The organism is Streptomyces sp. bgisy027 (assembly GCF_057710365.1).
The window spans coordinates 81,205-106,487 of sequence record NZ_JBYIVZ010000010.1 but is presented as its reverse complement, the minus strand read 5'-3'; the positions used below and the strand labels follow the sequence as shown (position 1 = coordinate 106,487).

The window sequence follows — 25,283 nt, the reverse complement described above, 5'->3', positions numbered from 1 at the left end:
GGTGCGATTCGTCGCCGGGTGCGGGTGCGTTGTGGCTGGTCGCGCCCGCGCGGCGGAGCCGCACATCGATACGCCCCGCGCCCCTGGGGCCGTTGCCCGCCCGCCCCTCTAGAGGTACTCGGCATACTCGTCCAGCACCCGCAGAACCTCCGTCTCCCCCGCCGGAGGCAGCTGGACCACGACCTCCTCGATGCCCGACTCGGCGTAGTGCGTGAGCTTGCCGGGGCTCGGGAACACCGCGTACGGCACGACCTGGAGCGCGTCGGGGTCGCGGCCGGCGTCGGTCCAGACGGTGCGCAGCCGGGGGAGAGTTTCGGACAGACCGCGGCCGCCGATCGGCATCCATCCGTCCGCGTACTCGCTGATGTGTGTGAACAGCTTCGGCCCGGCCGCGCCGCCGATGAGCGTGCGGGGGCCGTTGACCTTGGGGGCGCGCGGCTTCTGTACGGGTTTGGGGTAGGCGAAACTGGCACGTACCGATCCGAACTCTCCCTCGTACGGCATGGGTTCGTCGGTCCACAGGGCCCGCATCAGGGCCATCCGGTCGCGGACGAGTTCGCGGCGCGTGGCCCACTCGACGCCGTGGTCGGCGGCCTCCTCCACGTTCCAGCCGAAGCCGAGGCCGAGGGTGAAGCGCCCGCCCGACAAGTGGTCCAGGGTCGCGATCTGCTTGGCCAGGTCGATCGGGTCGTGCTGGGCGACCAGCGTGATGCCGGTGCCGAGGCCGAGCCGTTCGGTCACCGCGGCGGCCTGGCCGAGGGCGACGAAGGGGTCGAGGGTGCGGCCGTACTCGGGCGGCAGCTCGCCGCCCGCCGGGTACGGCGTGGTCCGGTCGACGGGGATGTGGGTGTGCTCGGGCAGATACAGCCCGGCGAACCCCCGCTGCTCCAGCTCACGGGCGAGCCGGGTGGGGGTGATGGTCTCGTCGGTGAGGAAGATCGTGGCCGAGATACGCATGGGTGCATCTGTACCCCTCCGACGTCGCAATGTCCATACCGACCGGTCGGCCTGAAATCGCCTCTCCGCGGCTTCGTCAGCTGACCATCGGCTGACGATTCCCTTCCCTTGCCCGGCAGTTCACGGCTGAATACGAGGGTTGCACGTACCACCTCCGCACCACCTCCGCACCACCACGCCCTGTCATCCACGACGACCTGGGGAGCAGCAGCATGTGCGAGGACGACCACGGCGGCCTGGGAAGACGCGCATTGTTCGTGACGGGTGCGGCGGCCGCGCTTACGTTGGAAGCGTGAGCTTCTCTCGCGGCCCCGCCGAAGCGGCGGAAAACACGGAGACCCGGACGGTACGCGGCACGCTGCCCACCGGCGGCCCCGACTTCGCGTACCTCCCCCTGGAGATCCCGGAGGGCATCCGGGAGATCAAGGTCGCGTACACCTACGACAAGCCGTCCGTGCCGGCCGGTACCCCGGGCAACGCCCTCGACATCGGCATCTTCGACGACCGCGGCACCGAGCTCGGCGGCAAGGGCTTCCGCGGCTGGTCCGGCGGCGCCCGCACGGAGTTCTTCATCCGCGCCGACGACGCGACGCCCGGCTACATTCCGGGGCCGGTGCGCGAGGGCACCTGGCACATCGTGCTCGGCCCGTACACAGTGGCGCCGCAGGGCCTCGACTACGAGGTCACGATCACCCTGACGTACGGCGAGCAGGACGAGGCCGTGGAGCCGGTCTACCCGCCGGAGCGGGCCAAGGGCAGGGGCCGCGCCTGGTACCGGGGCGACTGCCATCTGCACTCCTGGTACTCGGACGGCCGCCGCACCCCGGCGGAGATCGCCGCGCTGGCCCGCGAGGCGGGCCTGGACTTCATCAACAGCTCGGACCACAACACGCACTCGGCGCACCCGCACTGGGCCGACGAGGCCGGCGACGACCTGCTGGTGATGCTGGGCGAGGAGGTCACCACACGCAACGGCCATGTGCTGGCGCTCGGCGTCGAGCCGGGGACGTTCATCGACTGGCGCTACCGGGCGCGTGACAACCGCTTCGGCAGGTTCGCCCGCCGGATCCGCCGCTCCGGCGGCCTGGTCGTGCCCGCCCATCCGCACGCCACCTGCGTCGGCTGCAACTGGAAGTTCGGCTTCGGCGAGGCGGACGCGGTCGAGGTCTGGAACGGCCCGTGGACGCCGGACGACGAGGTGGCGCTGGCGGACTGGGACGGCACGCTGGTGGCGTCCGTGCGCGACAAGGGCCGTGGCTGGATCCCGGCGATGGGCAACAGCGACGCCCACCGCAGCCCGGACCCGGTCGGCTCCCCGCAGACGGTGGTCCTCGCCGACGACCTCACCCGCGAGGCGATCCAGGAGGGCATCCGCGCGGGCCGCTCCTACGTCGCCGAGTCCAAGAACGTCTCCCTCACCTTCACGGCCTCGGGCGGGCGCGCCGAACAGGCGGGCATCGGCGAGCGGTTGGAGGTCGGCACGGACACCCCGGTCACGGTCCGCCTGGAGGTCTCGGGCGCCCCCCGCTGCACGGTCCGCCTCGTCACCGACCAGGGCGTGCTGTTCACGAGCCCGCCACTGCCGGTGTCGGGTTCGGGTGTCGTTCAGTGGCGTACGACGCCCTCGTACGCGGCGTATGTACGGGCGGAGCTGCGGCACGAGGCGGCGGTGGGGCCATTGCCGGGGGCGTTGGCGGCGTTCACGAACCCGATCTTTCTTGGGCGTGCCGATGGGTGACGTACTCGCGTAGTGCAGGGGGGCACGCTGCTGACGACGCGGTTCCTCTGCGCATCCGTGCCTCCGTGAATCCGATTCACGCCTCAACCGGACACGCTAGCCTCGTAAGTCACATGAGGTGAACGGGGGTTGACCGCGGTGGATGGTGAGCTCAGGGGGCTGCCGGTGTGCTCGGGGAGCCATGGCGGCAGGGCGATGACCGAGGCCGGTCTGCACGTCCACAATCAGCTGGAGATCCTCATCCAGGACTTCCGTACGAGCGATCCGCCCATGCCCATGTTCGTCCTGCACGCCGAGGAGGCCGGGGGCGACGGCGCCGTCGCTGATCTCGTGCGGCAGTTGCACGCGGGGCAGGAGGCGCACGGTACGCGCTGCGCGCTGCCGCCGGACCGCACGGATCGTGAGACGGAGGCGCAGCAGGCCACGACCCTGGTGCGGGAACTGAGCGATCCGACGCGGTGGGGCGGCCCACGCGCGGTCTACCGGCGCTACGCGTTTCCGCGGCTGCGGCTGGTGCACGCCATCGAGGACGCGGTACACGCGGTGGACGCGGCCGACGAACCCGACCCCGCCCGGCCGGCTGTCCCAGGCAGCAGGGAAAGCGCGGAAGCCGCACGCCAGAAGCTGCTGGACGAGCTGGCCAAACAGCGCTGGCGACCGAAGGCCACGCAGCGCCGGCACTGGGGTCTGCCCCTGTTCGACATGGCGCACACCCTCCCCGCGAGCCTGGTGGCCGTGGTCGCCGCGCTCCTCGCCCGCGGCAGCTGGTACGTGGCGGTGGCGTCCGGCGTCGGATTCCTGCTCCTGCTGACGGTTCTCAACTACGTTCTGCCGGGGCGTGCGCCGATCTTTCTGTGGCTGCGCCGGGAGAGCCGCTGGTTCATGACCACGACCTTCCTGCGCACCGCGGATGTCGGGGCGGGGAACCCGACCGAGGTCGCGCTGCTGCGCCCGGTGCGTTCGTGGAAGGCGATCGCGGCCCGTGCCCACCACGTCGCCGAGGCTCTCAAGGCGGACGACGACTTCTACCTGCGGCTGTGCGTGCTGGCACTGCGCGAGGACCTGCGGGACAACCACCGCCGCTGGAGCTGGGACCTGCGCGGCTTCAAGCGGCCGCGTCCTCCCATGCTGTTCCTTCCGGTCGCCACCCCGGCCAACGGCGGTATCGAACTGATCCGGGCCATCAGCGACGTGCGCAGCCGCCGCAGTGAACTCGACCCGCTGCTGGTGGTCGCCTCGGTGCGCAAGGAGGACGTGGAGCGGCTGGACCGCGGCGCCGACGAGCCGCAGCAGCCCACGGGACAGCACTCCCCTGCAGACTTCCAGGCGCGGCTGCTCGGACATGGCCGACGCCATCGTCGCGTACGCCGCCCAGGACCCGACGGTGGTCGGCGTGGTCGGCACCGGCCGCGACCTGAAGTCGAGCAGGAGAACCACGGGCACCCTCATGGAGGCCGGACTGCCCGTCGTTTCTGGCACCAACTCCGCCACCTACCTGCCCATCGAGTACGCCAACTGGTTCAGCCTGGCCGCCACGGACGAGTGGCAGAGCAAACAACTCGGCCTGATTGCCCGACAGTTGCGCACCACGGGAGCGAAGCAGTACGCGCTGGTGCTGGCCCGCGACACGGCGGGGACCGACGACCTGTACACCGCCGAACAGGCGCGTTACGGACAGCAGATGCTCAAGGATCAGGGCTTCACCCTGCTCCAGCAGCGGCGCTACACGCTCCGGGGCGGCAGGCCCGAACTCCGCCTGCACACCGAGGAGATCTGCCAGGGCGGGAACGTTCCGTCCGTGATCTACTTCGCGGGCCGGGTCGAGGACGTCGATCCCCTTATGACCCAGCTCGGCAACGCACCGGGCTGCGCGGACCAGGACATCGCCGTCCTCACCGGCGACGATCTGTCCAAGGCAAGGTTCACGAGTGGCGGGGAGGCGGTCGCACCCAAGGTCACGCTCTACCACGCGGCACTCGCGGACCTGGAGGGAGCGGCCTCGTTGACCACGTTCTACGAGGACACCAAGGCCCTGCCGAACGTCGGCCCCCAGGGCCTCAGCCATGACGCCCCGGCCCTTGCCAGCGGCCAGACCGCCCTCGTCCACGACGCCACCCGCGCCCTGTACTGGGCCGCCACAGCCAAGGCCCCCACCGCCAGGGCCGCGACAGCCAAGGCCGGCACAGCCAGGGCCGCTTCCCCGAGCCGCGCTGCCACCTGGGTCAACCTCAGAACCGTCGAGCTCCCCGGCATGGCCACCGGCACCATCGACTTCACCGACGCGCCGCTGTACAAAGACCGCACCGGACACAGCGTCGTCCTCAAGGAAGTCCGCCGCGCGAAGGACGGCGCCATCACGTCACGCGTGCTGTGCAGCCGCATCGCGGGTGACTCACGGCCGCTCACTGAGGAGGAATGCGCCATCGACGAGCCCGGGTGACGCTCTCGGGCCTGGACGCCTTCCCGGCGGGCTCGGCCTCCTCCAACGGGACCTCGTCGGGATCTGATCCACGCCATCACCCAGAACCTCTAAGGAGCCGGTATGTCCACGCCCCGCTGGCAGAAGTCGTCGTACTGCCAAGAAGGTGAGGCCTGCGTCCACATATCCGCCACCCCCGCCGCCGTCCACCTCACCGACCGCGACACCCCGCCCCGAACCACCGTCACCGTCGGCCCCACCGCCTTCGCAGCCCTGCTCGACCTGGTGAAGTCATCCGCCGTCCGGTGAGCCCGCGAGGTCGGCCACCACCGCTGCGTGGTCCGACGGCCACACCCCGTCCACCGGCCCGTCGCCCGCGCGGCGCACGGCGCGGACGTGGCCGAGGCCGCCCGGCCCGGGCGAGCCCACGTGGATGTAGTCGATACGGGCGCGCGGGCTCATCGGACCGACGTAGGGGTTCACCGGGTCCCAGGTGGCCCAGGGGGCGCCCGTCTCGGCGTACTCCCAGGCGTCGAGGAGAACCTGACCCGGGACGGCGGGGGCGGTCTTGTAGCCGCCGAAGAGGCGGATCTCGTCGGAGTCGGGCCAGGCGTTGAAGTCGCCGGTGCTGACCGGGGGAAAGTCGGTGCCCTGCCGGTGTGCGGCGACGAACTCGGCGAGCGCGGTGACCTGTGCGCTGCGAACGGCCGAGGCGGAGGGGCCGGAGGTGAGGTGGGTGGTGAAGAAGGGCACCTCGTGGGTGGGGGTGGCGAGGCGGGCGTAGAAGGCGAGGCGACCGTCGTACAGGCTCTCAGGGGCCGGCAGGCGCAGGATGTCCTGCTCGATCACCGGCCAGCGGCTCAGGACCGCGTTGCCGACCTCGACGCCCGGTTCGCCGATCCGGCGCTGCCAGCGGCCGGAGTCGTCCGAGGCCGCCCAGGTCCAGTGCAGGCCCAGTTCGCCCGCGAGCCACTCGGCGAGGTTCTCACCCCGGGCCGACCACACCTCCTGGAGGCCGACGGCGTCCGGCCGCAGATCCTTCAGGACGGCCAGGATCGCCTTCTGCCGTTCCGCCCAGGGGCCGAACCGCCACCACAGGTTCCAGGTCACCACGCGCATCGCCGACACCCCTTCACCTGCCCACGTGGACACTGGGACCATTGAAGTCCGCCGTCACCTGCGCCGGTCAGGAAACGGACGACAAGAGACGGGAGTCTCAGTAGCCATGTCCAGCAACGCCGAGAGCAAGTACCGGTCCGCCAGGTCGTTCCAGCGCCTGCTCAACCCGATCATGCGCCGCATACCTCTCCAAACCGTCCTGGAGACCACCGGCCGCACCTCCGGCCTGCCCCGTCCGACCCCGGTGGGCGGGCGCCGGGTCGGCGACTCCTTCTGGCTGGTCTCCGAGTTCGGCGAGCGGTCCCAGTACGTCCGCAACATCAAGGCCGATCCGCGGGTGCGGGTGCGGATCCGGGGGCGGTGGCACACCGGCACGGCCCACCTCATGCCGGAGGACGACACCGCCGTACGGCTGCGCACCCTGCCGCGGATGAACAGTGCCTCGGTACGGGCGATCGGGGCCGGGCTACTGACGGTGCGGGTGGATCTGGACCGCTGACCATGAGCCTGCCCGACGATATGGCCACATTCGGCAAGGCCAAGAGCAACGCCTCCGCGCACACGGCACGGATACCGCGCCCTCAGATGCTCGCAGAGGAGTTGGAGAAGTCCGCACGAGTACGAGCCGAGGCCGGGATCGTGGTGACGGTGGCTGAGCCCGCCGAGAGCGAGGAGGATCCACTGGAGCGCTGGGGCCGGGTGGCGGGCCGGTGAAGCGCGGCCATGTCCACGACCTGCTCTTCGCCGGTGGGCCGGCACACGTCGGCAACCTGTATGCCGGTCCGCCCCCAGCAGGTACGCGAAGCCACGCTCGTCGACATCCCCGTGACCGCGACGCGCCCCCGCTCACCCCGGCCACACGATCGCCTGCACCTCGCTGTACGCGTGCAGGGCGTACGAGCCGACGTCCCGGCCCACTCCGCTCTGCTTGAACCCGCCGAACGGTGCCTCCATGTTGCGCCCGACGGTGTTCACGCCCACTCCGCCCGCCCGTAACCTCCGCGCGACGCGGAAGGCGCGGGCGACGTCGCCGGACCAGACGTAGTCGATCAGGCCGTACTCCGTGTCGTTGGCGAGGGCGACGCCCTCTTCCTCCTCGTCGAAGGGGATCACGCACACGACCGGCCCGAAGATCTCCTCCCGGGCGACCCGCATGTCGTTCGCGCAGTCGGCGAGGAGGGTGGGGGCGACGTAGAAGCCCCGTTCGTACGGCGGCCGTTCACCCCCCGTCACCACCACCGCGCCCTCTTTCCGCCCCGTCTCCACGTACGACTCCACCCGGTCCCGGTGCCCGGCCGAGATCACCGGCCCGACGACCGTGGCCGCCTCACGCGGATCGCCGACCTTCAACCGGCCCGCGTACGCCGCCAGTTGCTCGACCAGTCGGTCGTACACGCCCCGCTGCGCCAGCACCCGCGTCGGCGCGGTGCAGATCTGCCCGCTGTAGAAGGAGAACGTCGTCCCGATCCCGGCGACGGCGGAGCCGAGGTCGGCGTCGTCGAAAACGACCGCCGCGCCCTTGCCGCCGAGCTCCATCAGCTGCCGCTTCATGTCCCGCCCGCACACCTCGGCGATGCGCCGGCCGACGGCCGTGGAGCCGGTGAAGCTGACCATGTCGACGTCCCCGGACGACACGGCCGCCTCGCCGACCTCCACGGACCGGCCGGAGACGACGTTCACGACACCCGGCGGCACGCCGGCCGCCTCCAGCGCCTCCGCCATCCGGTAGACGGACAGCGGGTCCTGCGGTGCCGGTTTCACGACCACGGTGTTGCCCATGGCGAGCGCGGGCGCGATCTTGCCGGCCGGGTTGGCCCACGGGTTGTTGTAGGAGGTGATGCAGGTGACGACCCCGACGGGCTGCCGCACGGCCAGCGCCCCCATCACGCCGGCCTTCCCCATCGGCCCGGCCTCGTTGATCTGCGGCGCGATGGCCCACTCGGCGGGCTCCACGCTCGCGTAGCGCCGGAACCGGGCCGCCCCGACACCGACCTGCATGCCCCGGGCCGTCCCCGTGGTCGCGCCGGTCTCGGCCTGCGCGAGTGCGGCGTACGGCCCGAGGTGCCCGTGGATGATGTCCGCCGCCCGCGCCAGCACGGCCGCCCGCTCCTCCGGTGCCGTGCGCGACCAGGACCCGAAAGCCTCGCGGGCCGCGGCGCAGGCCGCGTCGACCTGATCCCGCGACGCCTCGGGGGCCCCTCCCACGGTCTCCTCCGTCGCCGGATCGAGCACGGGATAGTGGCCGCCGTCCGGCTCCACCCACGAGCCCCCCACGAACAACCGCTGCCGTTCGGTTCCTTCGAAGCTCACCTGGTGGCCACCGTCCTGGTGTCCCGCCCCGAGCGCAGCACCCGCCCCGGCACGGCCCCGCTCACCACGTCGTCCCGGATCGCCTCGACACCGTTGACCCACACGGCCCGCACCCCGATCGCCCTGGAGTCCAGCCGCGGGCTGTCGCCCGGCAGGTCGTGCACCAGGGTGGCCGTGCCGGCGTCGATCCGCTCCGGGTCGAAGAGCACCAGGTCCGCATGGAAGCCCTCCTGGATCCGGCCGCGTTCGCGCAGCCCGAAGAGCTGCGCGGGGTCGTCGGTCAGCATCTTCACGGCCTGCTCCAGGCTCGTGAGCCTGCGCCCGCGCAGACAGTCCCCGAGGAACCGGGTCGTGTACGGCGCTCCGCACATCCGGTCCAGATGCGCCCCGGCGTCCGAGCCGCCCAGCATGACGTCGTCGTGCTGCCAGGCCTCGGCGCGCAGTGCCCAGGACGCGGGGTCGTTGTCGGTGGGCATCGGCCACAGGACCGTACGCATCTCGTCGGCGGCGCAGATCTCCACCATGCACTGGAAGGGTTCCTGGCCGCGTTCGCGGGCGATGTCCGCCACGACCCGGCCGCTCAGTCCGCGGTTGGCGTCGCTGTAGGTGTCGCCGATGACGTACCGCCCGAAGTCGGTCAGCCGCCGGAAGACGCCGGCCTGCTTGGACCCGGCGTGCCGCAGCAGCTCCGCCTGCACCTGCGGGTCGCGCAGCCGGGCGATCCGCTCGGGCACGGGCAGCCCGAGGACCGGCCCCCACCCGGGGATCAGGTTGAGCGCGCAGAAGGTGCCCAGCGACATGTTCATCGGCGTGAGGATCGGCATGGTCAGCGCCACGACCCGGCCGCCGGCCTTGCGTGCCCGCTCACTGGCCAGCAACTGCCGGGGCACCCGCTCGGGCACGGCCGAGTCGATGGTCAGCACGTTCCAGTTCAGCGGCCGCCCGGCGGCGGCGCTCATCTCCACGAACAGCTCGATCTCGGCGTCGCTGAACTGATCCAGGCACCCGGCGACGATCGCCTCGATCTGCGTCCCCTCGTGCTCCCCGACGGCCTTCGACAGCGCGAGCAGTTCGGCGGGCCCGGCATGCCGTGAGGCCACCGGCCTGCCGTCCCCGTCGGAGTGGGTGGACGACTGAGTGGTGGAGAACCCCCAGGCACCGGCGTCCATGGCGTCGTGCAACAGCCTCACGATCTCGGCGAGTTGCTGCTCACCGGGCTGCCCGCCGACGGCGTCCTCCCCCATGACGTACCGCCGCAGCGCACAGTGCCCCACCATGAACCCGGCGTTGACCGCGATCCGCCCTTCGAGCGCGTCCAGATACTCCCCGAAGGAGTTCCAGCTCCACGGCGCCCCTTCTTCGAGGGCGACCAGCGACATGCCCTCGACCTTGGACATCATCCGCCGCGTGTAGTCGGCGTCCCCGGGCCGGGACGGATTCAACGGCGCCAACGTGAACCCACAGTTCCCACCGGCCACCGTGGTCACCCCGTGGTGGAGAGAGGGGGTGGCATAGGGGTCCCAGAAGAGCTGGGCGTCGTAGTGGGTGTGCGGATCGACGAACCCGGGAGCGAGAACGAGCCCAGCGGCATCCTCACTGCTCCGGGCCTCTTCGGTGACGGCACCGATGACGGCGATACGACCGTCCCGTATGCCGACGTCGGCGGTGAAGGCGGGCGCGCCGGTTCCGTCGACAACGGACGCACCCTTGATGACGTGATCGAGCATTGGCTCACCTCTTGGTATGCGGCGGGACTGCTTACCCAGGGGCGCGGGGAACTGCGCGACCAGCCACAAACTCACCCGCACCCGCCGACGGAGATCACACGGCAGCCCGGAACCGTGACGTCCGGTGAACCGGATCCGTGTCGATCTTCGGAATCACGTGCTCCCCGATCAGCCGGATCGTCTGCAACGTCTCCTCCTTCGGCACCCCCACCGGCAACCCGAAGCTCAGCTGGTCCGCCCCGGCCTGCTCCCACCGCTTGCACTGCGTGAGCACCTCGTCCGGATCACCGCAGATCAGCAGCTCCTCCTCGATCAGCAGCTCCACGAACTCCGGTGTGTACTCGGGCAGCGTCTCCGGCCAGACCGGGAACCCCTCGGGCCGCGGGAAGGTGTCGTGGTACCGGAACACCAGCGAGGGCAGATAGTGCAGCCCGCCGTTGACCGCGATCCGGATCGCCTCGTCGTGCGTCGGCGCGCAGATCGCCGTGGTCGTCACCATGACGTTGTCGTTGACGAAGTCCCCGATCGGCTCCGCGTTCACGACCGCCGTCTTGTACTGCTCCAGCACCCACTCCATGTCGGAGACCTTCTGGATGCTGAAGCCGAGCACCCCGAGCCCCTTGCGGGCGGCCATCGCGTACGACGGCGGCGATCCGGCGGCGTACCACATCGCCGGGTGCGACTTCCCGTACGGCTTGGGCAGGACCTTGCGCGGAGGCAGCTGCCAGTGCTTGCCCTGGAAGCCGACGTACTCGTCCTGGAGCCACATCTTGGGGAACTCGGCGATCGTCTCTTCCCAGATCTCCTTGGTGTAGTTCATATCGGTCACGCCCGGTATGAACCCGAGGATCTCGTGCGAGCCGGCACCGCGCCCGCTGCCGAACTCGAAGCGGTTGCGGCTCAGGTGGTCGAGCATCGCGACCTTCTCGGCGACCTTGACCGGATGGTTGACCTGGGCCAGCGGGTTGAAGATGCCGGAGCCCAGATGGATCCGCTCCGTCGCGTGCGCGAGGTACCCGAGGAACACGTCGTTGGCGGAGAGGTGCGAGTACTCCTCCAGGAAGTGGTGCTCGGAGGCCCACGCGTACTTGAAGCCCGACTTGTCCGCCTGGATGACGTACTCGGTCTCCTCCATCAGCGCCTTGTGCTCCGCGAGCGGATCGGTCTCGGCGCGCTTGCCCACGTATCCCTGTACAAAGAGCCCGAATTCCAAGGCGGTTCACCGTCCCCGGTTCCGAAGTTTTCTGACGCACCGTCAGTTTTGAACGACTGTGGCACCCCCCGGATGGAGGGTCAATACCTGATGGTCAGTCAGATGACGCTGACCCCGGCCAGCCAGCCGCCGTCGATCACGAACGGCTGACCGGTGATGTAGGAGGAGTCCTCGGAGGTCAGGAACAGCGCCAGCCGCGCCACCTCCTCCGGCTTCCCGATCCGGCCGAGCGGCACGAGTTTGCGGTACAGCCCGTCCAGGGCCCGGCTCGTCTCCTCCGCGTCCGCCTCCGGGTCCAGCCGCGCCGGGTTGGACATCGCGGTGTCGATCGCGCCGGGACACATGGCGTTGACCCGGATGCCGCGCGGCGCCAGCTCCAGCGCGGCGACACGGGTGAGGCCGAGGACGGCGTGCTTGGTCGCGGCGTAGGTGCCCACGGCCGCCATGCCGGTGACGGCCGTGTAGGAGGCGGTGTTGACGATCGTGCCGCCGTCCTCCATCTCGGGAGCCACGGTCTTCATACCGAGGAAGCAGCCGACCTGGTTGACCCGCACGACCTGCATGAACTCGTCCAGCGGCGTGTCGACGAGGGAGTTGAACCGCAGGATGCCGGCGTTGTTCACGAGCCCGTCGACATGGCCGTACGCCTCCTTCGCGGCCGCCAGCGCGGCGCGCCAGTCCTCCTCGCTGCCGACGTCGAGGTGGACGTACAGCGCCCCCAGCTCCTCGGCCAGCTCACCTCCCTGCTCATCCAGCACATCGGCTACGACGACCCGCGCCCCCTCAGCCAGGAACAGCCGCGCTTCCCGCTCTCCCTGTCCCCGCGCCGCCCCGGTGACGATGACGACCCGTCCGTCGAGCTTGCCCATAGCGGCCCCCTTCAGGCGCTGCACACGGTGGACTTGGCATGGTAGCGGCATATCTGACGAGACGTCAGATGCAAGCGGGTCGGGCAATCCAAGGCGTTGCTGAGGCGAATCTCACGTGACTCACAAGTAGGGATGTTTGACCCTGTCGGCGTTCGTCAAGGGAATCCAGAATCTCCGCCATGTCGAAGCGGAAACTGAACACCAAGAACAAGAAGATCAGAATCGCGGCGATCGGATCGGCGTTGGCGACCGGCGGAGTGATCGTCGCCCTGCCGCCCTCGGCGGACGCGGCCGACGAGAAGACGCCCGAGCAGATCACGGGGATGTGTCACATGTCCGCGAAAATCAACGGTGAACAGCGGTCGACGGCCGACTTCGGGGGCGGCCTCGGGGACGGTTTCGCGGCCGACACCTGTGATTTCGTGGAGACGAAGTTCGAGACCTTCGACGGCCCCAGGGGGAAGGTGACGGTCGACTTCCCGAACTGCGAGCCCAACGCCACCGATCCGGCGAAGGTGAACGTCGAATGGTCGACGACGGTGACGCAGGGCGAGGGTAAGTACACCGTGACCCAGCAGGGCGGAGGCGGCGGGATCCTCGGATTTCTGACCGGCTCCTGGCTGAAGCACAGGGCGACCATGGACATGGCCATCGATTCCGCGACCGCCAGTGAGTCCGAGGAGCGGGAGGTGCCGGTCGGCAAGGTGCTCCACATGGAGTTCACGCCGAAGATGCAGCGCATGACCGGCGTCTGGAAGGTGCATTCCGACGCCCGTGAGGCGACCACCGTCGCCAACCCCGTGCCCGAGGTGAACCTCGACGCCGAGGAAGTCGTTGAGGGTCCCTCGATCCTGGAGAGCGCCGCCGGCGGAGCGAACGTCACCGACGTCGAGATCCCGCAGGCCACAGTTCCGAGGACGCGCTTTCCAGCACGCTCGCCTCGGACCCGCCGGAGTCCACCCTGTTCCACGGTGGCGTGGAACAGGGCGACTACACCGTCACTGCCGACGGCACGGACACCACCTTCTGCCTCAGCGTCTACGCCACGAAGCGGGAGCTGGCGATGGGCTACGACTCTGCCACCATCTCCGTCAACGATGGCGAGTGCCCTTCCTCCTGATGCCTGGTTGGGCTGGCGGGCAGCATATGCCGCGAGCTGAGTGGACAGCAGTGTTCTGCCTGCGACTGCTCGCCCTCTCTCCTCTCGGTCGCGATCTCGCCGAGGCTCGACGAAACGCCCCGCCCTGCCCGAGAAGGCGGGGCGGGGCTCGGAGAAGGGCGGCTCCGTGTGCACGGGGGTGGCGGAGCCGCCGGCTGCCGATGACCAGTCAGCGCCTCATCTCCTCACCGGGAAGGGCAAGCCTCTCGCTGGAGGGAGCATCGGCTCCTTCCCGGAGTTCCGGTGTTCCGGGTCGGGAAGTTACGGCTCCCGACGGTCCTGCACCTTGATCGCAGCCGCCAGCAGCGCCGCCGTCACGGCCGCCACATAGACACATGCCAAGTAGGGCCCGCCCGGGAAGGAGACCCCGCCGGACTGCCCTTGAAAGTCGCTCAGCGCCAGGAACGGCATCCACGGGCCGATATCGATCCCCGCCAGCCAGTCACCCGTGGCCGACAGAGCCGGTTCGACGACCAGCGCCCAGACCAGTACGACGGTGATGGTCGCACCACCGCTCTTCAGGAGGAGTCCGATGGCCAGGCTCAACACGGCCACGATGGCGAGCGCGACGGGAAGGGTGAGGAGTTGACGCCATTCGAGCCCGCTGGAGGGCACGACATCGGCGTCGGGCGCCACGACGGACGCGACGGCGACGCCCCCCGCCCCCAACAGGACTCCCATCAGCGCCGCGAGCGCCGCGATCACCCCGGCCTTACCCAGCAACAGCCGTGGCCAGGACGGCACGGCGAGACGGGACTGCCAGATCGTGCCCGTACGGAACTCCATCGTGGCGCTGCGGGACGCGAACACCATGATCAGGAACTGTGCGAAGGCGGGACCGACCAGGACCTCGGGCAGACCGGGCTGCTCCCCTTCCATGGGCGAGCGCACAGCGAGGCCACTGAGGGTGAGCGACACGAGCACGGTGATGCCCAGCAGCCACGGTGTGGAGTTGAGTGAACGAAGCTTGTACGCCTCGGCTTTCAGTACGGCGGTGCTTGTCATACGGCCCTCTCCTCCGCCGGTCGCACCGAGCCCCGGTACTCCACCGAGCTGCCCGTGAGCTGGAGGTAGGCATCCTCGACGGTGCCGCGGCGCGGGGTCAGTTCAAACACCACGAGGCCTGCCCCGGCCACTGCTCTGCCGATGTCCTCACAGCTCAGACCGGTGACCAACAAGGGCGAGGCAGAGGGGTCGACTCCCGGTACGCCGTCGGCCACAGTGGCGCCGGCCTGGGCAAGCAGTTCGCGCAGACGACCGGTTTCCGGACCGCGCACGAGTACCTCACCCTGCACGGAGGCATCGCCCGTGGTGAGTTCCGCGATGGAGCACTGCTTGATGAGCTGCCCACGGCCGATCACCACCACCTCGTCGGCCAACTGTGCCATCTCGGCCAGCAGATGGCTGGATACAAGGACACTGCGTCCTTCGGCCGCGAGTTGTCTGAGCAACCCGCGCATCCAGGCAATGCCCTCAGGGTCGAGGCCGTTCGCGGGCTCGTCCAGGATCAGGATTGCGGGATCCCCCAGCAACGCCCCAGCCAGGCCGAGCCGCTGGGACATACCGAGAGAGAAGCCTCCGACCCGCTGGTCCGCCACCTCGAAGAGCCCGACCCGGGCCAGCACCTCGTCCACGCGGCCAACGGGGATCCGGTTGCTGTGGGCGAGCCACGTCAGGTGAGCCCGTGCACTGCGCTTGGGGTGCGCCCAGCGCGCGTCCAGCAACGCGCCCACGACCCGCAGCGGTTCGGCGTGCTCGTGATAACTGCGCCCCTGGATACGGGCCGTACCGCTGTCCGGCCGGGTTAGGCCGAGCGTCATGCGCAGTGTTGTGCTCTTGCCGGCACCGTTCGGCCCCAGAAATCCGGTGACGGATCCCGGACGCACGGTGAACGACAGGCCGTCGACCACGCGCTTCTTCCTGTACGCCTTGGTCAGATCAGCGATCTCGATCGTAGACATAGGTGACACCCCGCCCCATCAGGCCGTGACGAGCTGGTGAACCACGGCGAATCCGCCGATCAGCAACAAGAGGACCACCGTGGCCGCCTTGCCGAGGGCGAGACCGCGTCGCACCGCACGCACGCACTCGACCAGTCCGATCAGCGACGCCAGCAAGCCTATGCCGCCGATCACCGCGCCTGCGACGTACGCCCAGGTGTGGTCGCCCAGAGTGCGCAGCAGCAGGGCAGCCGCGCCGAGCGGGATCACCGGCCAGGCATCGCCACTCACGGAGGCCGGAGCCTCGTTCGGCGTCACGGAGGGCCTTCCTTTACTCATGTCTTCCTTGAGTCGTCGAAGTGAAATGCGGCGGGAGGCGAGAGGAGAAGGGGGGTGCGGTGTGCGGGCCTCGGAACGAATGGTTCCGAGGCCCGCACACCGCTTCGCCACTGCCCTGGCCGCTCTGTGGCGGCTCGTTCAGACGGCCCGGATGTCAGAGACCGATGAAGTCCCGCACGGCCGAGTAGACCTCGTAGACCGTGGCGCCGACCTCGATCGCCTTGCGGACGAGCCACGGCACGTAGCGCTCGTAGGCCTTCTTGAACGCGTTGTAGCCCGCCTTGGCCGCGTCCTTGAGCTTCTTCCAGGTGCCGGAGCCGAGGTCCTTGAGCCTGTTGATGATCCAGGTCCACCGGCCCCGCTCCCCGGCCCGGTCGGTCTGGACGTCCGTCGAGGCCGTGGCGGCCTTGCCGGCAGTCGAAGCCGACGACGTCAGCTTCACCTCGGCGGCCGAGGACACCGCACGGTGGGTGTCGACCGTCTGCACCTGGGCAACGGCCGCAGGGCGTGCCTGCGGCATCGCGGAGGCAGCCGGAGCGCCCACGCCTATGAGCGCGCCGACGAGCACCGTGCTCGCGATGATGCGGTTCTTGTTCAAGGAATCCTCCGTGAATCAACTGCGAAGCCGCCGTGGCCGGTTGGCCAGCGGCTCGCACAGGTTCACGAGGCCCTCTCTTCGCGATCGCTTCGTCGCGACTCCCCATTGCCTCAGGCATGTGGGGATCATGCCCCTCAGGTGTCTCCGAAGTGTCTCCGATCCGCCCCTTCTACTGGTCAGCCAACCAGATCGCGTCAATTCACCACACTCGTGGAATCTCTTTCGCGGCTCGCCTGAGCCCGTCGCGCCGAGTCGCAAGGCGCTTGCGATTCGTGATCAGCTCTTGTTATTGCTAAAGCACGTGATGCGCGTAGCTGACCACTTCGTCGCATCCGACGGGCAGGTCTTTCCGAGATGTCGAACGACCGGTCCGTCCTTCCAGACAAACGGGGACAGGGGGACTTATGTCCATATCGATGACCGGTGCCACGAGGGATCCTGGTTCCGTTCAACTCCGGTTGCTGGGCCATGACGGCGTCCACCTCGCCGATGACGAGTCCTACCGCCTGCCGCCGCAGACCGCAGAGCTCCTGGCCTACCTCGAACTGCGCGAAGGGCGCACCGCTCGCCGCCCCGCGATCATCAGGTCCCTGTGGCCGGACAAGGCAGAGCGCATCGGGCGGCGCAGCCTGAGCCGACTGCTGTGGCGGGTGAACCAGGCAGCATCCCGGGAACTAGTGATCGCGGAGGGCGAGACCGTACGCATCTCGGACGTGCTCACCAGTGACTGGCAGCAGGCACACGATGCACTCGCCCATCCGGACTGGCCGCACATGCCATCCCTCACGAACGATCTCGAGCTGCTGCAGCTCCCCCTGTTGGTCGACGTCCATTCGCCCTGGGTTGAGGAACACCAAAGGACGTGGGATCAGCGGAGGTTTTATGCCCTGCGTGAAGCGGGCGAGATTCTGCTCTCCAGCGAACGACTGCGGGAGGCTGTCGAGATCGCGGAACTCTTGGCCATGTGGGAACCACTGGACGAACCCAGCCATCTTCTGCTGATGCGTGCCCACATGAAGCTGGGAGCTGCCGGTAGGTCCGCGGAGTTGTACCAGGAATTCCGGCGCCGCCTGCGGAAGGAGCTCGGAGTCGAGCCCACGTTCGAACTTGCCCATGCGACAGCCCTGGCCGGATGATCACGGCTCAGCCGACATGGCCCTGGCGCCCCACGCAATAAGCGGGCCAGCCGTCATGGACCCGCTCAAGGGCAACTCTGCGCCACGCACAGTCTTCTGTCGGCCATGCGGGCCGAGCCCGGCAGGGAGAGGCACCCGTCACCCAGACACAGGCGATACGGGCGCGCAGGCTCCCGGACTTGCCCGGTCAATGATCACGATTCATGACTCTCGGGCGCGTCAGCCGAAGCCGACCCGCGGCCGTGGGCTCCATCGGTGGACTCTCGCTCGATGACGAACGATCCCTTACCGACGACTGTACGCACGTAGCCCATCTCGGCCAGCAGGACCAGCGTCTTACGGGCCGTCCCGCGTGCGATCCCGAATTCCTGCATCAGCCGGTCCACACCGGGCACCGCCCGCCCCAGCGGGTACACGCCGTTTCCGATGCGGGAGATCAGGACCGCGGCGAGTTGCAGGTACAGCGGGTCCGCCGCGTCCGGGTCCAGTTCGTCATCCGGGCCGTAGCCCTCTGGGATGTCCACCATGGATTGACCGTAAGCGGCCAGGGGAATCCACACTCATATGTGTCATGGCATGGCATGCCATGACCAGGTTGCTCTAATGTTGGTTATGACATGAGCAGACCCCCGCGACGGATGCGACCCGTCCGGGGGCATGGCCACCAACTGAGTGGAGTTGATGACGGTGAGCATTATCCACGCGTTGGTACGACGGATTCTGGACGTACTCGCCCCCGGCACCGGCAGGCGGCGGGCTGTTCGCCGCAACGCCTTACCAGTGGCGGCTCCCGGAGCGACCGCGCCACGCGCCACCCCGCCGCCCTGGCCCTCGATCCCGCGTTCCCCATACGGCCTGGACACTCCCCTCGACGGGACCGCTTCCCCACTGGTCCGCCCCTACCTCGTAGCCGTTGAGCGGGAGCGACGCCGACAGTCCCAGGGTCGGATCACGCTCGTCCTCGCCACCGACTGCGGCACCGACCTCGATCAACACATCGTCGGCACCCAGGGGGCGGTGTGATCAGGTTGTGGGAAGCGGACGTCCCTACGGACACAGCGGCCCTGCCAGCCGCAGTGAGTATGAGGCCGAACAGAGGCGGTGCGCGATGAAGGCCGGGCGATACCCGCAAGCCGGAGTGTCCCAGCTCACCATTCGCATCTATCGGATCAGCCTCGACGGCGAAACGGACGCGCACGTACGTCAGCTCACGGCCACCAGTGAGCACGATGTCGACGGCCTGCCGGAGTCGCACGAGTGGCCGCCGTGCCGCTGTCCCCGATGCCGGGACGGCCACGAACTGGCGCCCCGGTAGGCACCGGCACCACTCCAGAGAGGCCGTCTGCTCCCCTCGGAAAAGCGGGCGGCCTCTCACATCAAGGGCCCCACCTCCGCCCCGAACGCGGTGATCTGGTCGACGAGCTCACTGCGCCCCCGGCTGCGGAACCGCACCTGCACCTGGTCCACCCCCATCGCCCGGTACGCGCGCAGCGACTCGGCGAGGGCGTCCGGCGTCCCGGTCAGCGTCCGGCGCCCGACGTCCCAGGCGGGCGTGCCGACGTACAGGGGCTCGACGATGGCGCCGACGGTGTACGGCCCTTCGATGCCCGCGTCCTCCCTGAGCTGCCGGATCCGCGCGATCTGCGCGGGCAGCCGGTCGCGCGGGTCGCCCTGCGGCAGCCATCCGTCGCCCTTCAGCGCGGCCCGGCGCACGGCGGCCGGCGAGGATCCGCCGACCCAGACCGGGACGCGTTCCTGAGCGGGCCGGGGCAGCTGGCCGAGCCCTTCGAAGTCGTAGAGCTTGCCGTGGTGTTCGGGGAACTCCTCCGGCCCGAGGGCGGAGCGCAGAGCGTCGATCGACTCGTCGAGGACGGGTCCGCGCCGCTCGAAGTCGACGCCGAGCACCTCGAACTCCTCGCGCACGTGCCCGGCCCCGACGCCGAGGATCAGCCGCCCCGCGCTCAGGTGATCGAGGGTGGCGTACTGCTTGGCGGTGAGCAGGGGGTGGCGCAGGCCGACGACCGCGACATGGCTGAGCAGGCGTACGCGCTCGGTGGCCGCCGCGAGGAAGGCGAGGGTGGCGACCGGGTCGTACCAGACCGTGCTCATCGCGGAGGCCAGGCGGCGCGGGATGGCGACGTGGTCGCACGTGGCGACGTAGTCGAAGCCGGCGCGGTCGGCGGCGCGGGCCAGGGCGACGAGGTCGTCGGGTCCGGCGCCCGCCTCCCACGGCTCCGCGTACATCGTGCTCTGCGACTGGACGGGGAGCTGCATCCCGAACAGCGTCCGTCCGTCCGGCGGGACTTGACTGGTCACACGCCCTCCCGGGGCCGATGAACTGACAGACCGTCATATTCGTGCTCGGGCGCCATCGTCCGGTCCGGTGGCGCGACAGGCAAGGGGTGGGGCCCATCGGCCCGTCCCGCGCGGGACGGCTCGCCCGTGCCCGGTGGCGTCCGGTTCGCGCGGTCCGCGAGCGGCCGACCGGGGCTGCCCGCCCTCGGCGGACCCATGGGCCGCGGTCCCCCGCCGGAACCGCGGCCGCCTCATGCGCCGCCCGGCCAGAGCCCGCCGTCCGTCAGCCCCAGCAGCTCGATCGCGTTGCGCCGTACGATCCGGTCGACCACGTCGGCGTCCAGGTGCCCCATCTGCGCCTCGCCGACCTGGCGGGACTCCGGCCAGGTGGAGTCGGAGTGGGGGTAGTCGGTCTCGTAGAGCACGTTGCCGACGCCGATGGAGTCGAGGTTCCGCAGCCCGAAGGCGTCGTCGAAGAAGCAGCCGTAGACGTGGTCGGCGAACAGCTCGGACGGCGGCCGGTGCACCTTGTCGGCGACCCCGCCCCAGCCCCGGTTCTCCTCCCAGACGACATCGGCGCGCTCCAGGATGTACGGGATCCAGCCGATCTGACCCTCGGCGTACATGACCTTGAGATTCGGGAAGCGCTCGAACTTGCCGCTCATCAGCCAGTCGACCATCGAGAAGCAGCAGTTGGCGAAGGTGATGGTCGAACCGACCGCGGGCGGCGCGTCGGCGGAGGTCGAGGGCATCCGGCTGGACGAGCCGATGTGCATGGCGACGACCGTGCCGGTCTCGTCGCAGGCGGCGAGGAAGGGGTCCCAGTAGTCGGTGTGCACGGAGGGCAGCCCGAGGTGCGGGGGTATCTCGGAGAAGGCGACGGCCCGCACGCCCCGGGCCGCGTTGCGGCGGACCTCGGCGGCGGCCAGCTCGGCGTCCCACAGAGGGATGAGGGTGAGCGGGATCAGCCGCCCGCGCGCGTCGGGCCCGCACCACTCCTCCACCATCCAGTCGTTGTACGCCCTCACGCCCAGCAGGCCCAGCTCGTGGTCCTGCGCCTCGGTGAAGGTCTGACCGCAAAAACGCGGGAAGGTCGGGAAGCAGAGCGCCGACTGGACGTGGTTGACGTCCATGTCCGCGAGCCGGGAGGGCACGTCGAACGAGCCCCGGCGCATCTGCTCGTAGGTGATGACCTCCAGCTTGATCTCGTCCCTGCTGTAGCCCACGGCGGTGTCGAGGCGGGTCAGGGGCCGGTGCAGGTCCTCGTACACCCACCAGTCCCCGATCGGACCGTCGTCGCCCGGCCGTCCCATGACGGGCTTGAACCGCCCGCCCAGGAAGGTCATTTCCTTCAGCGGCGCGCGGACTATGCGCGGTCCGACGTCCAGGTACTTCTTCGGGAGCCGGTCCTGCCACACCGTGGGCGGCTCCACCGTGTGGTCGTCGACGGAGATGATCAGGGGAAACGTCGTCTCGGTGTCCATGGCGCCCACGGTAGCGCCGATCTGACGGTCCGTCAGCTAAGCTGTGATACACCCCGCCGTGCGAAGAGCTCGTGAGGGCCTTGTGACATCCCGCGCGTCTGGCTGTGATCAGCCTCTCCCCGGCTGACGCATCTGCCATGAACAAGGCAAACTGGCGGAGATGTAAACGGGCCCTAGGGGGACTGCGATGGACGGGGTACCGCGAGTGCCGGAGCAGAGGCGTCACGACTTCGCGCAGGATGCGGCGGAGCCGGCGGCGGCGTTGCGCTTCGGCGTGCTCGGCCCGGTGCGCGCATGGCGCGGCGAGGAACAGCTGGCCACCGGCTCCCCCCAGCAACGCGCCCTGCTCGCCGCCCTGCTGCTGCGCGAGGGCCGTACGGCGACCGCGGCGGAGCTGATCGACGCCCTGTGGGGCGAGGAGCCGCCCTCGCAGGCGCTGGCGGCGCTGCGCACGTACGCCTCCCGGCTGCGCAAGATCCTGGATGCCGGCGTCCTGGTCAGCGAGTCCGGCGGCTACGCGGTACGGGGCCTGACCGAGGGCGCGCTGGACCTGGGCGTGGCGCAGGAGCTGGCCGCGGAGGCGGAGAAGGCCCGCGGCGCCCGGGACCTGTGCCGGGCGCGGGAGGTGCTCGCGCGGGCACTGGCGCTGTGGGACGGCGAGGTGCTGGCGGGGGTTCCGGGGCCGTACGCCGAGGCCCAGCGGGTCCGGCTGGAGGAGTGGCGCCTCCAACTGCGCGAATCCCGCCTCGACATGGACCTGGAGCAGGGCTGCCACGCGGAGGCGGTCTCGGAGCTGACGGCGCTGACGGCCGAGCACCCGCTGCGCGAGCGGCTGCGGGAACTGCTGATGCTGGCGCTGTACCGCAGCGGCCGGCAGGCGGAGGCGCTTGCCGTGTACGCGGACACGCGCCGGCTGCTGGCGGACGAGCTGGGCGTGGACCCGCGTCCCGGGCTTCGCGAACTCCAGCAGCGCATCCTCCAGGCGGACCCGGCCCTCGCGGAGCCGTCGGCCCCGGCGGCCGAACCGGCGGCGGTCCGGGTCCGCCCGGCACAACTGCCCGCCACTGTCCCGGACTTCACCGGCCGCGCCTCCTTCGTCTCGGAGCTCGGCGAGGTCCTCGCCTCGGCCGGGGGGCGGGTGATGGCGGTGTCGGCGCTGGCGGGCATCGGCGGCGTGGGCAAGACGACGCTGGCGGTCCATGTGGCGCACCAGGCGCGCTCGGCCTTCCCCGACGGCCAGCTCTACGTCGACCTCCAGGGCGCCGGCCCGCGCGCGGCGGAGCCGGAGACGGTGCTGGGCTCCTTCCTGCGCGCGCTCGGCACCGCCGACTCGGCGGTCCCGGACTCCCTGGAGGAGCGGGCCGCGCTCTACCGCTCGGTGCTGGACGGCCGGCGGGTGCTGGTCCTGCTCGACAACGCCAGGGACGCCGCCCAGGTACGGCCGTTGCTGCCGGGCACGGAGGGCTGCGCGGCGCTCGTGACCTCCAGGGTCCGCATGGTCGGCCTCGCGGGCGCCCATCTGGTCGACCTGGACGTGATGTCGCCGGACGAGGCGCTGTCCCTGTTCACGAAGATCGTGGGCGAGGAGCGGGTGGCCTCGGAGCGGGAGGCCGCGCTGGACGTGGTCGCGGCGTGCGGCTTCCTGCCGCTGGCGATCCGTATCGCGGCGTCCCGGCTGGCGGCGCGGCGCACATGGACGGTGTCGGTGCTGGCGGCGAAGCTGGCGGACGAACGCCGCCGCCTCGACGAACTCCAGGCCGGCGACCTCGCGGTGAAGGCCACGTTCGAGCTGGGCTACGGCGCGATGGACCCCGCCCAGGCCCGCGCCTTCCGCCTCCTGGGCCTCGCCGACGGCCCCGACATCTCGCTGGCCGCGGCGGCCGCGGTGCTGGACCTGCCGGTGGAGGAGACGGAGGACCTGCTGGAGGCCCTCGTCGACACGTCACTGCTGGAATCGGCTGCGCCGGGCCGGTACCGGTATCACGATCTGGTGCGGCTCTACGCGCGTGCGTGCGCGGAGCGGGACGAACAGCCGCCGAGCGAGCGGGACGGGGCGTTGTCGCGGTTGCTGGACTTCTATCTGTCCACGGCGGCGGCGATCTACGCGATCGAACGGCCGGGGGATCGCCTGGTGGATCATCTGGAGCCGACGGAACGCGAGGGCCTGCGTTTCGAGGAGGGCACGGCCGCCCTGGACTGGCTCTACACCGAAGGCGAGTCCCTGCTCGCCTGCGTACGGCAGTCCGTGGGCACGAACCGGATCCGGCGCGGGGTCGACCTGTTGTGGGCGGCGAAGGACCTGGCCGAGTCGGGCGCCAACGCACGGCAGTACGAGGCCACCGCCGTCGCGGTGTGCGAAGCCACGAAGGCCGCGGGCGACACCCGCGCGGAGGGCCGCGCACGGACGACGCTCACCAACGTCCTGCTGGTTTCCGGCCGGATCCAGCAGGCCGCGGACGAGGCGCGGCTCGCCATGGACCGGGCGGCCGCCGCCCAGGACGTCGCCGCGGGCAGCTGGGCGGCCAACGACCGGGGGCTCATCTCGCTGCACCAGCGCCGGTACGCGGACGGAAAGGTCTTCTTCGACCAGGCCATCGAGGGCTGGACCGCGGCGGGCAACCAGTCGGGCTCGGCGACCACGCTGTTCAACCTCTCGCGGGCCCACCTGGGCATGGGCAACGTCACGAAGGCGGTCGACATCGCCCAGCACGGACTCACGCTGCTGGCCGCATTGGGCAGGACCATGCGGCTCGCCAACGGCCATTACGCCCTGGGCATGGCGCTGACCAAGGCCGACCGGCACACGGACGCCCTCGACCAGTTCGGCGAGGCCCTGACCATCTTCGCGGACCACCGGCAGCGGCTCTGGGAAGGCACCACCCACTTCCGGGTCGCCGAGGCGCACATCGCCGCCCGTCGCCCGGCCCAGGCGGCGCTGCACGCCGAACAGGCCCTTGCCATCGGGTGCATCGGGGGTGACCGGATGCGGGGCAATGTCCTCACCCTGCTGGGGCGGGCGCTGTCGACCCTCGGGCAGGTGGACCGGGCGAAGGCCTGCTGGCGCGAGGCGCTGAAGCTCTTCGAGGAGAACAGCGTCCCCGAGGCCGAGGAGGTGCGCCTCCTGCTCAGGCCCGCCGCCACGACCTGAACAGCCCGCTCGGCACTCGATCTGCGGGCGTTAAGCGTTCGTTTATCTCCGCCCGGCAGTCTCATACCCGTCGGACCGTCGCGTCGGGGGGCAGACGGTCCGCAATGGAGCCGGCCAGGCTAATGTGCGGCTCCGAACACCCGTCCGGCAACCCTCGGGGGAGTTACCGGGCGGGTGTTTCTCACTCAGCTTTCAGCGTTGCAGAGGAGTACGAGTCGATGAGCGAGCAGAAGGCCAAGACCGTCGAGCCGCAGGACAACCAGATGCCGGTCCCACCCGCGGACGGGGCTGTCGTCGCCGCGAGGGACAACCAGATGCCCGTCCCGCCCAAGGACGAGCAGATCGTCACCATGGACAACCAGATGCCGGCCCCGCCCGCTCTGGATCTGGACAACAAGTAGGCCTCATCGCACGGGGACCGGCCGCGGCGGCTCGGAGGGGAGCCACCGCGGCCGACGTGTGTCCGGGCCGGGCGCGACGGGAGCCGTGAGGTCGGCGCAGGGGCGTGTCCCCGCACCCTCGCTGCCCCGTTCCCCTCCCCGCACCCGGTCGCCTCACCCGGCCGGCGCGCCCGGGTGTCATGGCACTCGCCGGCATCCTGACGCCGACCCGGCTCGCCGCGCTGCTCGGGATCACCGTCCTGGTCGTGCCCGTACGGGGCCGGCCGCGGGACTTGCGGACCCGGCCGGATCTGCCGATCGGGCTGCTCGTCGCCGTGCCGGCCGCGGCCACGTACCGCGGCGGACACCCCACCGCACCCGTGCGCGGCCTGCTCACCGCACAGGTCGAGCGTCCCCGCCACGGCCCGCGGCGCGTCGGCGCCGCCGGGTGA

Annotated in this window: 23 protein-coding genes and 2 pseudogenes; 11 read left to right on the top strand and 14 right to left on the bottom strand. The window is 70.2% G+C overall.

All coding sequences use genetic code 11. The features are described 5' to 3' along the window. Nucleotides 1-108: 108 nt before the first annotated feature. Nucleotides 109-957 carry an LLM class F420-dependent oxidoreductase gene (locus AC3ETA_RS13025; protein ID WP_432193012.1) on the bottom strand — a complete coding sequence of 283 codons (849 nt, stop codon included), beginning with the start codon at nucleotides 955-957 and terminating at the stop codon, nucleotides 109-111. Nucleotides 958-1,169: 212 nt separating this feature from the next. Between AC3ETA_RS13025 and AC3ETA_RS13020 the strand changes: the two are divergent. After that, a pseudogene (locus AC3ETA_RS13020) lies at nucleotides 1,170-2,695 on the top strand (CehA/McbA family metallohydrolase). A gap of 96 nt (nucleotides 2,696-2,791) precedes the next feature. Here the strand turns inward: AC3ETA_RS13020 and AC3ETA_RS13015 are convergent. Beyond that, the gene (locus tag AC3ETA_RS13015; protein WP_432193011.1) at nucleotides 2,792-4,039 is read right to left on the bottom strand and encodes a hypothetical protein; all 1,248 of its coding nucleotides are present in this window, start codon (nucleotides 4,037-4,039) and stop codon (nucleotides 2,792-2,794) included. Between AC3ETA_RS13015 and AC3ETA_RS13010 the strand changes: the two genes are divergently transcribed. Further along, on the top strand, nucleotides 4,038-5,135 hold the full coding sequence (locus tag AC3ETA_RS13010; RefSeq protein ID WP_432193010.1) for a hypothetical protein: 1,098 nt from the start codon (nucleotides 4,038-4,040) through the stop codon (nucleotides 5,133-5,135). The two genes, AC3ETA_RS13015 and AC3ETA_RS13010, sit on opposite strands and share 2 nt — an antisense overlap. A 102-nt stretch (nucleotides 5,136-5,237) precedes the next feature. After that, a complete protein-coding gene (locus tag AC3ETA_RS13005; RefSeq protein WP_432193009.1) occupies nucleotides 5,238-5,423 on the top strand; it encodes a DUF397 domain-containing protein in 186 nt (61 codons plus the stop codon). Here the strand turns inward: AC3ETA_RS13005 and AC3ETA_RS13000 are convergent. Further along, a complete protein-coding gene (locus tag AC3ETA_RS13000) occupies nucleotides 5,406-6,233 on the bottom strand; it encodes an endonuclease/exonuclease/phosphatase family protein (RefSeq protein WP_432193008.1) in 828 nt (275 codons plus the stop codon). The genes AC3ETA_RS13005 and AC3ETA_RS13000 overlap by 18 nt on opposite strands. Before the next feature lie 106 nt (nucleotides 6,234-6,339). On the opposite strand from AC3ETA_RS13000, the gene AC3ETA_RS12995 reads away from it, so the two are divergent. Beyond that, nucleotides 6,340-6,732, top strand: a complete 393-nt coding sequence (locus tag AC3ETA_RS12995) for a nitroreductase/quinone reductase family protein (protein ID WP_432193007.1) — start codon at nucleotides 6,340-6,342, stop codon at nucleotides 6,730-6,732. Nucleotides 6,733-6,734: 2 nt separating this feature from the next. Next, entirely contained in the window at nucleotides 6,735-6,947 is a 213-nt protein-coding gene (locus tag AC3ETA_RS12990) for a hypothetical protein (RefSeq protein ID WP_432193006.1), read from the top strand. 132 nt (nucleotides 6,948-7,079) lie between these two features. Here AC3ETA_RS12990 and AC3ETA_RS12985 read toward each other — a convergent pair whose 3' ends face one another. From AC3ETA_RS12985 to AC3ETA_RS12970, 4 genes are all read right to left on the bottom strand, one after another. Further along, nucleotides 7,080-8,543 carry an aldehyde dehydrogenase family protein gene (locus AC3ETA_RS12985; RefSeq protein ID WP_432193005.1) on the bottom strand — a complete coding sequence of 488 codons (1,464 nt, stop codon included), beginning with the start codon at nucleotides 8,541-8,543 and terminating at the stop codon, nucleotides 7,080-7,082. Further along, nucleotides 8,540-10,270 (bottom strand): N-acyl-D-amino-acid deacylase family protein, encoded by a 1,731-nt coding sequence (locus AC3ETA_RS12980; protein ID WP_432193004.1) that lies wholly within the window; start codon nucleotides 10,268-10,270, stop codon nucleotides 8,540-8,542. Before AC3ETA_RS12980 ends, AC3ETA_RS12985 begins: the two co-directional genes overlap by 4 nt. 94 nt (nucleotides 10,271-10,364) lie before the next feature. Continuing rightward, on the bottom strand, nucleotides 10,365-11,483 hold the full coding sequence (locus tag AC3ETA_RS12975) for an LLM class flavin-dependent oxidoreductase (RefSeq protein WP_330354790.1): 1,119 nt from the start codon (nucleotides 11,481-11,483) through the stop codon (nucleotides 10,365-10,367). A gap of 98 nt (nucleotides 11,484-11,581) precedes the next feature. Continuing rightward, nucleotides 11,582-12,352, bottom strand: coding sequence for an SDR family NAD(P)-dependent oxidoreductase (locus AC3ETA_RS12970; RefSeq protein ID WP_432193003.1), 771 nt, complete (start codon nucleotides 12,350-12,352; stop codon nucleotides 11,582-11,584). A gap of 179 nt (nucleotides 12,353-12,531) precedes the next feature. On the opposite strand from AC3ETA_RS12970, the pseudogene AC3ETA_RS12965 reads away from it, so the two are divergent. Next, a pseudogene (locus AC3ETA_RS12965) lies at nucleotides 12,532-13,239 on the top strand (hypothetical protein); the annotation flags it as partial. A 533-nt stretch (nucleotides 13,240-13,772) separates the two neighbouring features. On the opposite strand, the gene AC3ETA_RS12960 reads toward AC3ETA_RS12965, so the two are convergent. The 4 genes from AC3ETA_RS12960 to AC3ETA_RS12945 form a co-directional block, all read right to left on the bottom strand. After that, nucleotides 13,773-14,516 carry a hypothetical protein gene (locus AC3ETA_RS12960; RefSeq protein WP_432193002.1) on the bottom strand — a complete coding sequence of 248 codons (744 nt, stop codon included), beginning with the start codon at nucleotides 14,514-14,516 and terminating at the stop codon, nucleotides 13,773-13,775. Next, entirely contained in the window at nucleotides 14,513-15,472 is a 960-nt protein-coding gene (locus AC3ETA_RS12955) for an ATP-binding cassette domain-containing protein (RefSeq protein ID WP_432193001.1), read from the bottom strand. Before AC3ETA_RS12955 ends, AC3ETA_RS12960 begins: the two co-directional genes overlap by 4 nt. A gap of 18 nt (nucleotides 15,473-15,490) precedes the next feature. Next, nucleotides 15,491-15,769 (bottom strand): hypothetical protein, encoded by a 279-nt coding sequence (locus tag AC3ETA_RS12950; RefSeq protein WP_432193000.1) that lies wholly within the window; start codon nucleotides 15,767-15,769, stop codon nucleotides 15,491-15,493. A gap of 175 nt (nucleotides 15,770-15,944) precedes the next feature. Beyond that, nucleotides 15,945-16,388, bottom strand: a complete 444-nt coding sequence (locus tag AC3ETA_RS12945) for a hypothetical protein (protein WP_432192999.1) — start codon at nucleotides 16,386-16,388, stop codon at nucleotides 15,945-15,947. A 416-nt stretch (nucleotides 16,389-16,804) separates the two neighbouring features. Between AC3ETA_RS12945 and AC3ETA_RS12940 the strand changes: the two genes are divergently transcribed. After that, complete coding sequence (locus AC3ETA_RS12940) at nucleotides 16,805-17,524, top strand: AfsR/SARP family transcriptional regulator (protein ID WP_432192998.1); 720 nt, start codon at nucleotides 16,805-16,807, stop codon at nucleotides 17,522-17,524. Nucleotides 17,525-17,718: 194 nt separating this feature from the next. Here AC3ETA_RS12940 and AC3ETA_RS12935 read toward each other — a convergent pair whose 3' ends face one another. Continuing rightward, nucleotides 17,719-18,051, bottom strand: a complete 333-nt coding sequence (locus AC3ETA_RS12935; RefSeq protein WP_432192997.1) for a GntR family transcriptional regulator — start codon at nucleotides 18,049-18,051, stop codon at nucleotides 17,719-17,721. Between the two features lie 160 nt (nucleotides 18,052-18,211). Here AC3ETA_RS12935 and AC3ETA_RS12930 point away from each other — a divergent pair, with 160 nt between their 5' ends. Beyond that, the gene (locus AC3ETA_RS12930; protein ID WP_432192996.1) at nucleotides 18,212-18,547 is read left to right on the top strand and encodes a hypothetical protein; all 336 of its coding nucleotides are present in this window, start codon (nucleotides 18,212-18,214) and stop codon (nucleotides 18,545-18,547) included. 348 nt (nucleotides 18,548-18,895) lie between these two features. Here the strand turns inward: AC3ETA_RS12930 and AC3ETA_RS12925 are convergent, their stop codons facing one another. Next, nucleotides 18,896-19,798: a TIGR03619 family F420-dependent LLM class oxidoreductase gene (locus AC3ETA_RS12925; protein ID WP_432193088.1), complete on the bottom strand. Its 903-nt coding sequence runs from the start codon at nucleotides 19,796-19,798 to the stop codon at nucleotides 18,896-18,898. A 272-nt stretch (nucleotides 19,799-20,070) separates the two neighbouring features. After that, nucleotides 20,071-21,303, bottom strand: a complete 1,233-nt coding sequence (locus tag AC3ETA_RS12920) for an amidohydrolase family protein (protein ID WP_432192995.1) — start codon at nucleotides 21,301-21,303, stop codon at nucleotides 20,071-20,073. Nucleotides 21,304-21,490: 187 nt separating this feature from the next. Between AC3ETA_RS12920 and afsR the strand changes: the two genes are divergently transcribed. From afsR to AC3ETA_RS12905, 3 genes are all read left to right on the top strand, one after another. Further along, nucleotides 21,491-24,451 carry an SARP-family global regulator AfsR gene (gene afsR, locus AC3ETA_RS12915; protein ID WP_432192994.1) on the top strand — a complete coding sequence of 987 codons (2,961 nt, stop codon included), beginning with the start codon at nucleotides 21,491-21,493 and terminating at the stop codon, nucleotides 24,449-24,451. A gap of 218 nt (nucleotides 24,452-24,669) precedes the next feature. Next, the gene (gene afsS / locus AC3ETA_RS12910; RefSeq protein WP_432192993.1) at nucleotides 24,670-24,852 is read left to right on the top strand and encodes a regulatory protein AfsS; all 183 of its coding nucleotides are present in this window, start codon (nucleotides 24,670-24,672) and stop codon (nucleotides 24,850-24,852) included. A gap of 179 nt (nucleotides 24,853-25,031) precedes the next feature. Then, nucleotides 25,032-25,283 carry a hypothetical protein gene (locus AC3ETA_RS12905; protein WP_432192992.1) on the top strand — a complete coding sequence of 84 codons (252 nt, stop codon included), beginning with the start codon at nucleotides 25,032-25,034 and terminating at the stop codon, nucleotides 25,281-25,283.